At 66.7% G+C, this 12,012-nt stretch carries 10 protein-coding genes and 1 tRNA gene; 8 read left to right on the top strand and 3 right to left on the bottom strand.

The features are described from left to right. Window positions 1-31: 31 nt before the first annotated feature. Complete coding sequence (locus tag BM109_RS04225; RefSeq protein WP_256222339.1) at window positions 32-2,149, top strand: bifunctional 2',3'-cyclic-nucleotide 2'-phosphodiesterase/3'-nucleotidase; 2,118 nt, start codon at window positions 32-34, stop codon at window positions 2,147-2,149. A 31-nt stretch (window positions 2,150-2,180) separates the two neighbouring features. Here BM109_RS04225 and BM109_RS04220 read toward each other — a convergent pair whose 3' ends face one another. Together BM109_RS04220 and radC are read right to left on the bottom strand one after the other, a co-directional pair. Further along, window positions 2,181-2,870, bottom strand: coding sequence for a Smr/MutS family protein (locus tag BM109_RS04220; RefSeq protein WP_093340813.1), 690 nt, complete (start codon window positions 2,868-2,870; stop codon window positions 2,181-2,183). After that, complete coding sequence (radC, locus tag BM109_RS04215; protein WP_093340811.1) at window positions 2,870-3,547, bottom strand: RadC family protein; 678 nt, start codon at window positions 3,545-3,547, stop codon at window positions 2,870-2,872. Before radC ends, BM109_RS04220 begins: the two co-directional genes overlap by 1 nt. Window positions 3,548-3,654: 107 nt before the next feature. Here radC and BM109_RS04210 point away from each other — a divergent pair, with 107 nt between their 5' ends. The 6 genes from BM109_RS04210 to BM109_RS40625 all read left to right on the top strand — a co-directional run bounded on the left by BM109_RS04210 (window position 3,655) and on the right by BM109_RS40625 (window position 9,401). After that, window positions 3,655-4,107 (top strand): FKBP-type peptidyl-prolyl cis-trans isomerase, encoded by a 453-nt coding sequence (locus BM109_RS04210; RefSeq protein WP_093340809.1) that lies wholly within the window; start codon window positions 3,655-3,657, stop codon window positions 4,105-4,107. 31 nt (window positions 4,108-4,138) lie between these two features. Further along, window positions 4,139-5,107, top strand: coding sequence for a 4-hydroxy-3-methylbut-2-enyl diphosphate reductase (ispH, locus tag BM109_RS04205; RefSeq protein WP_093340807.1), 969 nt, complete (start codon window positions 4,139-4,141; stop codon window positions 5,105-5,107). An 11-nt stretch (window positions 5,108-5,118) separates the two neighbouring features. Beyond that, window positions 5,119-6,069 (top strand): threonine/serine dehydratase, encoded by a 951-nt coding sequence (locus BM109_RS04200; RefSeq protein ID WP_177239258.1) that lies wholly within the window; start codon window positions 5,119-5,121, stop codon window positions 6,067-6,069. A gap of 50 nt (window positions 6,070-6,119) precedes the next feature. Further along, a complete protein-coding gene (serS, locus tag BM109_RS04195) occupies window positions 6,120-7,451 on the top strand; it encodes a serine--tRNA ligase (protein ID WP_093340804.1) in 1,332 nt (443 codons plus the stop codon). Window positions 7,452-7,532: 81 nt separating this feature from the next. Beyond that, a tRNA-Ser gene (locus BM109_RS04190) sits at window positions 7,533-7,622 on the top strand. Between the two features lie 516 nt (window positions 7,623-8,138). Beyond that, on the top strand, window positions 8,139-9,401 hold the full coding sequence (locus BM109_RS40625) for a hypothetical protein (RefSeq protein WP_143129076.1): 1,263 nt from the start codon (window positions 8,139-8,141) through the stop codon (window positions 9,399-9,401). Window positions 9,402-9,552: 151 nt separating this feature from the next. Here BM109_RS40625 and BM109_RS04185 read toward each other — a convergent pair whose 3' ends face one another. Beyond that, window positions 9,553-10,551, bottom strand: a complete 999-nt coding sequence (locus tag BM109_RS04185; protein WP_177239242.1) for a LysR family transcriptional regulator — start codon at window positions 10,549-10,551, stop codon at window positions 9,553-9,555. A 230-nt stretch (window positions 10,552-10,781) separates the two neighbouring features. On the opposite strand from BM109_RS04185, the gene BM109_RS04180 reads away from it, so the two are divergent. Continuing rightward, window positions 10,782-11,852, top strand: coding sequence for a hypothetical protein (locus BM109_RS04180; RefSeq protein ID WP_177239241.1), 1,071 nt, complete (start codon window positions 10,782-10,784; stop codon window positions 11,850-11,852). Window positions 11,853-12,012: the final 160 nt, after the last annotated feature.

The following is a 12,012-nucleotide window of genomic DNA, read 5'->3' as shown; positions in this document are numbered from 1 at the left end:
GGTCTTCCTTGAACAGGAGGGAGACCTTTCGATGAAGCCACTCGCAAACACCCGCTTTCCACGCACCGCGTCCATGACCGCCTGTGCCGCACTGATCGCCACCGCCGTGCTGAGCGCATGCGGCGGCGGCGATGGCGGCGGCGGCGTGTTCCTGCCGGTGCCGCCGCCCGCACCGGCGCCGTCCCCGGCGCCCGCCCCCGCGCCGATCGCGGCCGGCACGCGCGCCACCGTCGCGCTGCTCGAGACCACCGACCTGCACTTCAACGTGCGCAGCTACGACTACTTCAAGCTCGCCGAGGACAAGTCCTATGGCTACGAGCGCACCGCCACCCTGATCGCGGCCGCGCGCAAGGAGTTCGCGAACACGCTGCTGTTCGACAACGGCGACACCATCCAGGGCACCGCGCTGGCCGACTACGAGGCGCTGGTGAGCCGCATCCCGTGCACCCAGCCGCTGTCGATGTACAAGGCGATGAACGCCGCCGGCTTCGACGCCGGCACGCTGGGCAACCACGAGTTCAACTACGGCCTCGACTTCCTCAACCAGGCGATCGGCGGCGGCCTCGACGTCGAGGGCGTGGACGGCACGAAGAAGTGCGCCGGCCCGAACTTCCCGCTGGTGCTGGCCAACGTGCAGAGCGTGAAGAGCGGCAAGCCGCTGCTCGCGCCCTACACCATCGTCAACAAGAGCTTCACCGCCACCGCGCCCGATGGCTCGCGCGTGACGGTGCCGCTGAAGGTCGGCGTGATCGGCTTCACCACGCCGGGCATCATGAACTGGGACAAGCGCTATCTCGAGGGCAAGCTGCGCACCGAGGGCGCGGTGGAAGCGGCCACGCGCTACATCCCCGAGCTGCGCGCCAAGGGCGCCGACATCGTGGTCGCGCTGCAGCACGGCGGCCTCGACGCCGCGGCCTACACGCCGACCATGGAGAACCCGGGCCTGCACCTGTCGAAGGTGCCGGGCATCGACGCGCTGCTGATGGGCCACCAGCACGGCGTGTTCCCCGACCGCGGCGCCAGCCCCGGCTTCAAGCAGCCGGGCGTGGACAACGCCGCCGGCACCGTGAACGGCGTGCCGGCCGTGATGCCGAGCTCGTGGGGCAAGGCGCTGGGCGTGATCAAGCTCGAGCTGTCGTGGGACGGCAAGGTCTGGGTGATCGACAAGAGCAAGACCGCGGTCGAGGCGCGCTCCACCCAGACCGGCAAGGACGACGCGGGCAAGGCGGTCTACGTCGATGCCGACCCGGCCATCGCGCCGCTGATCGAGACCCAGCACCAGGCCGCGATCGACTACGTGAAGACGCCGATCGGCAGCACCGACTTCCGCATGAACACCTACTTCGCCGACGTCGGCGACCCGGGCGCGATCCAGATCGTGAACCAGGCGCAGGCCGACTACGTGAAGAGCTACATCCAGGCCAACCTGCCGCAGTACGCGAGCCTGCCGGTGCTGTCGGTCAGCGCGCCCTTCAAGTCGGGCTACGAGGGCGGGCGCGACTACACCGACGTGGCCGTGGGCAATCTCGCGATCTTCAACGCCGCCGACCTCTACCTGTACCCGAACACCGTGTACGCGGTGAAGGTCACGGGCGCCGAGATCAAGGCCTGGCTCGAGGCCGCGGCCAAGCGCTTCAACAGGATCAGCACCACGGCCACGGCCGACCAGCAGCTGATCAGCACCTTCCCGGGCTACAACTTCGACATGTTCACCACGCCCGACGTGCAGTACGAGATCGACGTGACGCAGGAGGTGGGCAGCCGCATCCGGAACCTCACGTACCTGGGCGCGGCCATCGATCCGGCCAAGGAGTTCGTGATCGCCACCAACAACTACCGCGCCACCAGCGGCGCGAGCTTCATCCCCGCGCTCGACGGCCGCGCGACGATCTACGCCTCGCCCGATGCCAACCGCGACGTGCTGATCGCCTACGTGAAGGCGAAGAAGACCATCACGCGCGCGGCCAATGGTGCGGCGCGCAGCTGGCGCTTCACCAGGGCCACGACGGCCGGCAACGTGGTGTTCACCTCGGGGCAGGGCCAGCTCGCGTCGGCGACGGCGGCGGGGTTGGACAACGTCTCGCTGCTGACGGCGGACGATGGGAGCGGGAAGGGGCGCTCGGTCTACAAGCTCGATCTGAGCAAGTGAGGGGGGGCTTCCTCCTGCCGGAGGGAGCCGCTCAGCGCTTGACGGGGGCCAGCAGCACCACCAGCGCCCCGGCCCCGCCCTCGGCCGGCTTGGCCTGCACGAAGGCCAGCACTTCGTTCTTCTGGATCAGCCAGCGCTGCGTCTTGGTCTTGAGCACCGGCTGCTTGCCGGGCGAGCCCAGGCCCTTGCCGTGCACCACGCGCACGCAGCGCAGGCCCTGCTTGTGCGCGTTGCGGATGAAGCCGCCGAGCGCCTCGCGCGCCTCGTCGCTGCGCAGGCCGTGCAGGTCGACCTGGGCCTGGATCGTCCAGTCGCCCTTGCGCAGTCGCGCGGTCACGTCGGTGCCGATGCCGGGGCGGCGGAAGCTCATGGCGTCGTCGACGTCGAGCAAGGTGGTGACGTCGAACTCGTCGGACAGCGATTCGCGCAGCACGCGCTGCTCGTCGAGCTGGTGCTGCACCGGGATCGGCGCCGGCGGCTCGGGCGCGAGCGGCACGGTGCGCGTTTTCTGGCGCAGCGGCTCGGTGGCGCCGACGGCGCGCGCGAACAGGTCCTTTTCGGCCGCGCGCTTGCGCTCGGCCACGGCACGGGCGGCGGCCTCGGCCGCTTCGCGCTCGCGGGTTTCGGCGAGCTGGCGCTGCACCTGCTTGAGGTCGGCCAGGTTCTTCAGGCTCCTGGGCGCCGGCGCGGCGCCGGGGGAGGGGGGACGTGCGGCGGCCATCAGAGCAACCCCTGTTCGGCCATCGAGAAGCTGCGGCCCACGCCCACGATCACGTGGTCGAGCACGCGCACGTCGACCAGCGAGAGCGCGGCGCGCAGCGTCTGCGTGAGGGCTTCGTCGGCGCGCGAGGGCTCGATGCTGCCGCTCGGATGGTTGTGGGCCAGCACCACGGCGGCCGCATGGTGGTGCAGCGCGCGCAGCACGACCTCGCGCGGATAGACGCTGGTCTGGGTCAGCGTGCCGCGGAACAGCTCCTCGAGCACGATCAGCCGGTGCTGCGCGTCGAGGAACAGCACCGCGAACACCTCGTGTGGCCGCGTGCCGATGTGCATCTGCACGTACTGCCGCACGGCCTCGGGCGCGTCGAGCACGGTGCGCTGCGAGAGCTGCTCGGCCATGGCGCGGCGCGCGAGCTCGAGCACCGCGATGAGCTCGGCGCGCTTGGTGGCGCCGCCCATGCCGCGCACGCTGCGCAACTGCTCGGGGCTGGCCTGCAGCAGGCCCGCGAGGCCGCCGAAGCGCTCGTGCAGCTCCTGCGCGAGCTGCAGCACGTTCTTGCCGGCCACGCCGGTGCGCAGCAGCAGCGCGAGCAGCTCGGTGTCGGCCAGCGCGGCGGCGCCGCGCGCGATGAGCTTCTCGCGCGGGCGGGCATGTTCGGGGAGATCCTTGAAAGCCATGGAGAGCCTGCTAAACCTTGAACGGGGCGGGTGGAAGCGCCCGTCCTTAAAATGCAGCCCAGTTTATCGGGACACCCGTCTTGTCTTTGTCAACCATTGCTGCCTCCATGTCCCAAACGCCCCACGTCGTCACCCCCGGCTCCTTCCTGACCCTGCACTACCGGCTGTCCGGGCCCGCGGGCGACATCATCAACACCTTCGCCGACAAGCCCGCCACGCTGTCGCTGGGTACCGGCGAGCTGTCGCCGGCGGTCGAGCAGCGCCTGCTGGGCCTCGAGGAGGGCGCCCACGCCACCTTCGAGCTGCCGGCCGGCGAGGCCTTCGGCGAGCGCAATCCCGAGATGCAGCAGTGGGTCGCGAAGAAGCTGCTGGCGCAGATCGGCGACCCCGACGAGCAGTACGCCGTGGGCGACGTGGTGCAGTTCCCCACGCCCGACGGCACCGGCAGCTATGCCGGCGCGGTGATCGAGTCCAACGAGACCGGCGTGCGCTTCGATTTCAACCATCCGCTCGCAGGCCAGCCCGTGACCTTCGAAGTGCAACTGATCGGGGTGTTGTGATGGCACGCGGCACCGCGGCCGGGGAGGCACGATGAACGAAGGCATCGAGGAAGTCATCCTCGCCGAGCCGCGCGGCTTCTGCGCCGGCGTGGACCGCGCGATCGAGATCGTCGAGCGCGCCATCGCCAAGTTCGGCGCGCCGATCTACGTGCGCCACGAGATCGTGCACAACACCTACGTGGTCAACGAGCTCAAGTCCAAGGGCGCGATCTTCATCGAGGAGCTGTCGGACGTGCCGCCCGGCGCCACGCTGGTGTTCAGCGCGCACGGCGTGAGCAAGGCGGTGGAGCAGGAGGCGCGCGACCGCGGCTTCGAGATCTTCGACGCCACCTGCCCGCTGGTGACCAAGGTGCACGTCGAGGTCGCCAAGCTCGCCAAGGAAGGCTACGAGTTCATCATGATCGGCCACAAGGGGCATCCCGAGGTCGAGGGCACGATGGGCCAGCTCTCGAGCGGCATCCACCTGGTGGAAGACGTGGAAGACGTGGCGCGCGTCGCGCCGGGCCAGACCGAGAAGCTCGCGGTGGTCACGCAGACCACGCTGAGCGTGGACGACGCGGCCGAGATCGCCGCCGCGGTGCGCGCGCGCTTTCCGGCCGTGCGCGAGCCCAAGCAGCAGGACATCTGCTACGCGACCCAGAACCGCCAGGACGCGGTGAAGATCATGAGCCCGCAGGTCGACCTCGTGATCGTGGTCGGCAGCCCCACCAGCTCCAACAGCAACCGCCTGCGCGAGCTGGCCCAGCGCCTGGGCACCGAGAGCTACATGGTCGATTCGGCCGACGAGCTCCAGCCCGAATGGTTCGAGGGCAAGACCCGCATCGGCCTGACCGCCGGCGCCTCGGCGCCCGAGGTGCTGGTGCGCGAGGTGATCGAGCGCGTGCGCGCGTTCGGCGCGGTCTCGGTGCGCAAGATGGACGGCATCGAGGAAACCATCAAGTTCCCGCTGCCCAAGGGCCTCAAGCTGGCCGACATTCCTCCTCCTGGACACATCTCTTGACCGCTGCTGCAATCACCGAATGGCGCTCTGAAATCGATAGCGCCTGGCAACGCCTGAACGAACGCTCGGGCCACTTCCTGCGCCAGACCCCGCTGTGGAAGCTGCCCGCGGCGGCGCTCGGCGTCGCAGCGCCCGGGGCCGAGGTGTGGCTCAAGCTCGAGCACCTGCAGGTCAGCGGCAGCTTCAAGGCGCGCGGCATGATGAACCGGCTGCTGGCCAACGGCATCCCCGAGAGCGGCGTGATCGTCGCCTCGGGCGGCAATGCCGGCATCGCCACCGCCGCCGCGGCGCGCGCGCTCGGCGTGCGTTGCGAGGTCTACCTGCCAGGGGTCTCGCCCGAGGCCAAGCGCGCGCGCCTGCGCGCGCTGGGCGCCGAGGTGGTGGTGGTCGGCCAGCTCTATCCCGATGCGCTGGCCGCCTGCCTGGCGCGCCAGGCCGAAACCGGCGCCCTGCTGACCCATGCCTACGACCAGCCCGAAGTGGTGGCTGGCGCCGGCACCCTGGGCCGCGAGATCGAGGCCCAGGGCGGCCTGCCCGATGCCGTGCTCGTGAGCGTGGGCGGCGGCGGCCTGATCGGCGGCCTCGCCGGCTGGTTCGAGCGGCGCGCGCGCGTGATCGCGCTCGAGCCCGAGGGCGCGCCCACGCTGTTCCGGGCCCGCGAGGCCGGCGCGCCGGTCGACGTCGAGGTCGGCGGCATCGCGGCCGATTCGCTGGGCGCGCGCCGCATCGGCGCCATCGCCTGGGACATCGCGCAGCGCCACGTCGCCGATGCGCTGCTGCTGTCCGACGAGGCGATCCGTGCCGCGCAGCAGTGGCTGTGGAAGGAAATGAAGCTGGCCGTCGAGCCGGCCGCCGCGCTGCCGCTGGCCGCGCTGCAGACCGGCGCCTATGTGCCGCGCGCGGGCGAGAAGGTCTGCCTGATCGTCTGCGGCGCGAACGTCGATCCGGCCAGCGTCGGCTGAACGAGCCCCGCGCGGGGCGGGGTGCGGGCGCGCCCACCTAAAATCGGGCGATGCTCGACATCACCCTGCTCCGCAAAGACCTGGCCGCCGCCGTGGCCGGCCTCGAAAAACGCAAGAAGAACCAGCCCTACCTCGACGTCTCGGCCTTCACCGCGCTCGAAGCCGAGCGCAAGACGCTGCAGACCCGCACCGAGGAAATCCAGGCGCGCCGCAACACGCTGAACAAGCAGATCGGCCCGCTCAAGGCCAAGGGCGAGTCGGTCGACGCGCTGATGGCCGAGGTCAACGCGCTCAAGGGCGAGCAGGAATCGCAATCGAAGCGCCTCGACGAGATCCAGCCCGAGCTGCAGGCGCTGCTGCTCGCCGTGCCCAACCTGCCGCACGCCAGCGTGCCGCTGGGCGAGGACGAGACCGGCAACGTCGAGCAGCGCCGCTGGAGCCCGCAGGGCGGCGCCGGCGCCTCGGCCACGCCGCTGGGCTTCGCGCCCAGGGACCACGTCGACCTGGGCGCGCCGCTCGGCCTCGATTTCGAGATGGGCGCCAAGCTCTCGGGTTCGCGCTTCACCGTCATGAAGGGCCCGATCGCGCGGCTGCATCGCGCGCTCGCCCAGTTCATGCTCGACATCCAGACGCAGCAGCACGGCTACACCGAGTGCTACGTGCCCTACATCGTCAATGCCGCCACCCTGAGCGGCACCGGCCAGCTGCCCAAGTTCGAGGGCGACCTGTTCGCCGCCAAGAAGGGCGGGCAGGACGGCGAGCCCGCGCCCGACCTGTCGGCGCTCTACCTGATCCCGACCGCCGAGGTGCCGCTCACGAACTTCGTGCGCGACGAGGTCGTGCCCGAGGCGCAACTGCCGATCCGCCTCACGGCCCACACCCCGTGCTTCCGCTCGGAAGCCGGCAGCGCGGGCCGCGACACCCGCGGCATGATCCGCCAGCACCAGTTCGACAAGGTCGAGATGGTGCAGGTCGTGCATCCCGAGAAGAGCTACGAGGCGCTCGAACAGATGACCGGCCATGCCGAGGTGGTGCTGCAGGCGCTCGAGCTGCCGTACCGCGTCGTGCTGCTGTGCACCGGCGACATGGGCTTCGGCTCGACCAAGACCTACGACCTCGAGGTCTGGCTGCCGGCGCAGGACACCTACCGCGAGATCAGCTCGGTCTCGAACTGCGAGGCCTTCCAGGCGCGGCGCCTGCAGGCGCGCTTCAAGAACGCCCAGGGCAAGAACGAGCTGGTGCACACCCTCAACGGCTCGGGCCTGGCGGTCGGCCGCACCCTGGTCGCGGTGCTCGAGAACCACCAGAACGAGGATGGCTCGATCAACGTGCCGAAGGCGCTGCGGCCCTACCTGGGCGGCACCGAGGTGCTGCGCGGCTGACGAAAAAACGACAGGGAAATCGCGGCACGGGGTGGTTGTGTCGATTTTCCTGGCTATAATCGCAGGCTCGACAGAGCGACCGGAGAGGTGGCAGAGTGGTCGAATGTACCTGACTCGAAATCAGGCGTACTAGCGATAGTACCGAGGGTTCGAATCCCTCCCTCTCCTCCAAGAATGGCCCCGCAAGGGGCTATTTTTTTGCCTGCTCGCCATCGGAAACCCAGCAGGATCAAGGCCTTAGCCGATTCTGACGTCTGCGTTTCCGTCGATTCCCTACCGTCGAAAGCCATTCCACAAAGGCGTTCGGTAGGTAGATTTGTAGGCATCGAGCGGCATCTGATCGCGATGCCTACAAACACTCTTACTGGCACACCATCTGCAAGACGGTCAAGCCTGGTGAAAAGCCGGTCAAACCTCGACGGCCACCGCCTTCACCTCTTCATCTCGTCGACAGCACCAAGACTGGAAGATGGTCAAAACGGAGTTGCTTGGGGCGATAAGCCGCCGGTCGAGTTGGTGAGGCCTGTTTGCGGCATTCAGGGCTGCGGAAGGACTTTCTCTCAGTCAACGCGAAGAAAGGGGCCGAAAACTTGCACACGAAGAAGCCGAGGCCCTTCGTGCCGAGTTTCCGAGGGCGATAGATGCCAAATTTGCCAACCCAACCACGACGAGCGGGCCATCAAAGCGTTGATCGATGAGTTCGACGCTGAGCAGGCGATGGTGCACGAGCGAAGGCTGTTCAAGCAACGCGCACGTCTAGTAAAGGCCGAGCGGAAGCTGCAAGTAGAGGGGGCGAAGATGGCGCTGCTGAGCGCTTCGAATACGTCTATCGCGCAGGTAATGCATAGACGTTCATGGAGCAAAAGAAAGCAGGTTAGCGAAATCTGCTGTTACATTGGCGCACGACTAATTTTCGGGGCGATGATGGCAAAGGTCACATTTCTAAAGCAGAACGAGCCGATAGACGAATACGGCCGCGCACTCTACGCGGTGGCTCGTTCTGTTCTGCGGGCGCTTATCGATTCATTGACTGCGGAGGATTTGCAGGACTTGAATACTCCTTTGGCCGACGTGCGGCTTCGCCAATTGGCAAAAGTCATTCGAATCGAGCGTGACAAGGGGATGAAGGGCGACGGATTCGAATGGGCGGTACACGAGGCGATTCTGGGAAAAGAGCCGCGAGTTCTTGATCCGATCGCCCACGCTCTTAAAAAGGCGTCTAGGTTTGTTAAGGACGCAGAGCCTTCTTCAATTTTATTTGGCCACGAACGGGCCAAGTACCTGGGCTTTCTGGATGCCACCGTTCAGGAAGCCGGCAACGATGCTTATCTGCTGCCTGAGGGAAGCGGTCGTCCCTACAAATTTGGACCCTGGGTCCAGAAAGCTGCGCTAGGTGCGGCTGGCGAGGGCATCTTGAGTGATCGCATCAAGAAGATTTGGAAGACTGACCTCTTCTTGTCGGTCTCGGGTGATACGAGGCACTTTGCCGCCACTGTTAAATCGAACTATGGATTGCTTGAGGGTGGGCGCGGTTTAAGGGTTGGTATCGTTCCTGAGTCAACCCATCTTGGAAACGCCGCTGGTGTCCGCTGGGATGCCAAGCATGGTCTGTGGGTAGTGACGCTTGCTGATCCAAATGGATTCATGGGGCTTTTTGCCGATGGGTTTCACGCGGTCGGCCGAGCAATTTGTTCGGTCGGAAAGCTGCCTGTGCCTCCCTATTACATTAAGCCAAGCGCTAAAGCTCAACGGGTAATGGAGCAACTGATAAAGTTTGAAGGGGCGAAGGTTTTAGAGGTCGAGGCTGCATTGAATGATGCTGCACAACAGAATTTGATTGGTACCTCGCATAAGCTGGTAAGTGTTAATGCCCCCGACTGGCTCCATCTGAAGCAGGCGGCATCTCCTCGGCCGATTGCCGTGTTACCCACCTTCGAAAAGTTGGATTGATCTCACCATGCAGGCCGTCTAGCTCGGTGTACCGAGCCTGCTGCGTTAGTCTGCAGGCTCCTCTTGTTGGGAATTTGCGGTACGGGTTCGAGTTGGTTTGTAGGCATCTTGGGGAAATGCCAGGAAAGGCGTATGGTCGGCCGCGGCATGCCTAGGCAGCCGGCAGCCCAAGCTCCGCCTGCATGCCCGAAACCCGCCGCACATAGAACTCCACGAACGCCCGTATCCGCATCGGCATGTGTTCGCGGCTGGGATAGCAGAGGTAGTGCGCCCGCCCCTGGGGCGCATAGGCGTCGAGGCAACGGACCAGGCGGCCGGCGCGCACATCGTCGGCGACCTGGTAGCCCGCGACCTGGGCGATGCCCAGGCCATCCCGCAAAGCGCCCACCACCAGTTCCGGATCGCTGTAAATCCGGCTGCCCTTCGGCATGAGCTTGCGCACCCGGCGACTGCCACGCTCGTCGCCCGCGGGCGGCTCCATGAACTCCCATTCGTACAGCCCACCCGACCCGAGACGGAACTGGATGCACGCGTGGCGCTCGATGTCCTCGAGCGTCTCGGGCAGGCCATGGCGCGCCGCGTACGCGGGCGACGCGCACACCATCATCTCCATGGGCGCGAGCTGGCGCGCGATGATGCTGCTGTCCGCGAGGCGGCCGTTGCGGAAGCTGACGTCGATACGGTCGGCGGTGAAATCGGTGATCCGGTCGTCGAGGATGAGCTCGACGTCGATGCCGGGATGCAGCCGGTAGAAGTCGGCCAGCAGCGGGCCGACGATCCTGCGGCCGAAGCCGATCGTCGAACACACGCGCAACTGTCCGCGCGCGGGCCCGTCCTGCAGTTCGTGCACCTGCTGCATCGCCTGCATGATCTGCTCGACGCCCGGGCGGCTGAGCTCGTAGAACATCTCGCCCTCGGGCGTGAGGGCGACATTGCGGGTCGAGCGCTGCAGCAGCCGCGTCTTCATCTGGGTCTCGAGCCGCTGCACGTTGCGGCTCACGGCCGAGCGCCCGAGGCCCAGGCGGTGGCCCGCCTTCATGAAGCTCAGTTCCTCGGCGACCGCCATGAACGACAGCACGCCGGTGTAGCTGGCGGCCAATCCAGAAGCCAGTGCATCGGGCATCGAAGGGGTGAGGACGGGATTCTTCATGGTCGATGGGTCGGGTGGAGCGGCGCAGGGAAAAAGCATCGCGCGGCCTCGCCGGCAGGAGCGCCGGCGAATCATGGGAGGTAGGAGCGCCGATGTCGGTGCGCGTTCGCACAATCGACGCGTGATGGCGGGCCATTGGTGATCAAAGCTGGATATCGGATTGCATCGGAGCATGCCAATTTGCGCGGGAGTGCCTCCTACGATGGCCGTTTCAGACGGATCTCCCCGCCATGGCGCTAGCCCTTCATCGTCCCGCTCTTTTCTCCTCCAGCCCGGATCTCGCCTGGTCATGGCTGCCGCCATTTGCCGCGGTGCTCGCGTATCCGCATCTGCTCGCGGCGTTCTTCCAACGCTTCAATGCACAGGACGGTAGTCCCGTGCTCGCCGTGCTCGCCATGGCATCGGCCTTTGCAGTCACCGCCTTGGGATTCGCCTTCGCGTGGCGGCTGGGGCACGCGCCGCATCCGACGGCGCGATCGCTGACCGCGCGCCGCTTCGCGTACCTCACGGTGGCGGCACCGCCGCTGTTCACGTTCATGGGGGTGCTGCTGTACCTGATGAAGATCGAGGGCGCGGATGCGGCGGTCTGGACCGGCCTGTGGACGGCCGCGGCGGCATGGGTCGCGATGCTGCAGCTCACGCGGCGGTCCGATGGGGACGCCGTCGATGAAGCCGCTGCCCCGGCGGGCATGCAGGCCACGCGCGCACTCGCGGCATTGCGAGTCACCCACGGCATCTCGGCGGCCGCGCTGATCGTCGTCTTCCTCGCGCCTCATCTGTTCAACCATCTCGTCGCCTGGCTGGGCGATCAGGCGCACCAGTCGCTGATGCTCCAGCTGCGCAAGCTCTATCGCCATGCCTGGGTCGAACCCGCGTTGCTGCTCGCGATGGCGTTCCAGTTGCTGTCGGGACTGGCGCTGTGGTTGCCGAAGACGCGCCGGAAGGCGAATCTCTTCGACGTGCTGCAACTGGCATCGGGCATCTATCTGACTTTCTTCATTGCCTCGCACGTCAACTCGGTATTCGTGCTGGCCCGTCATTTCGGTGTCGACACCAATTGGGCCTGGGCCGTGAGCGCACCGGCCGGACTCACGGGCGACGCATGGAGCGTGCGGCTCATTCCCCACTACGCAATCGCGGTGTTCATGCTGCTCGGGCACCTGGCATGCGGCCTGCGCGTCGTTCTGCTGGGGCATGGCGTGAGCGATGCGAGGGCAGGGCGCTGGGCCTGGATCGCGCTGGCGGGGGCAACCATCGTCGCGATCGCAATTTCCTCGGCAATGCTCGGCGCCCGACTGTGAGCGCGGGAATCGGCATGCCCGGACTCCGAATGCGCATGCCAATTGCAGAGTTGTTGAATTATTCTTCGGAGTCGATTGAACAAATAGCGTAAAGAATAATTTCTCCAAAATCGGAAAAACATTGACCCGGATTCGCCGCATTCATAGCATCGCCCCCGCT

The organism is Variovorax sp. PDC80 (assembly GCF_900115375.1).
GTDB lineage: Bacteria > Pseudomonadota > Gammaproteobacteria > Burkholderiales > Burkholderiaceae_C > Variovorax.
This window is presented reverse-complemented; position numbering and strand designations above follow the sequence as displayed.

What these genes read in the sequence shown, in the direction of transcription:
- BM109_RS04225 (WP_256222339.1), top strand. Translation starts at nt 32, where the DNA reads ATGAAGCCACTCGCAAACACCCGCTTTCCACGCACCGCGTCCATGACC.
- ispH (WP_093340807.1), top strand. Translation starts at nt 4,139, where the DNA reads ATGAACGAAGGCATCGAGGAAGTCATCCTCGCCGAGCCGCGCGGCTTC.
- BM109_RS04185 (WP_177239242.1), bottom strand. Translation starts at nt 10,551, where the DNA reads ATGAAGAATCCCGTCCTCACCCCTTCGATGCCCGATGCACTGGCTTCT.
- BM109_RS04210 (WP_093340809.1), top strand. Translation starts at nt 3,655, where the DNA reads ATGTCCCAAACGCCCCACGTCGTCACCCCCGGCTCCTTCCTGACCCTG.
- BM109_RS04180 (WP_177239241.1), top strand. Translation starts at nt 10,782, where the DNA reads ATGGCGCTAGCCCTTCATCGTCCCGCTCTTTTCTCCTCCAGCCCGGAT.
- BM109_RS04220 (WP_093340813.1), bottom strand. Translation starts at nt 2,870, where the DNA reads ATGGCCGCCGCACGTCCCCCCTCCCCCGGCGCCGCGCCGGCGCCCAGG.
- radC (WP_093340811.1), bottom strand. Translation starts at nt 3,547, where the DNA reads ATGGCTTTCAAGGATCTCCCCGAACATGCCCGCCCGCGCGAGAAGCTC.
- serS (WP_093340804.1), top strand. Translation starts at nt 6,120, where the DNA reads ATGCTCGACATCACCCTGCTCCGCAAAGACCTGGCCGCCGCCGTGGCC.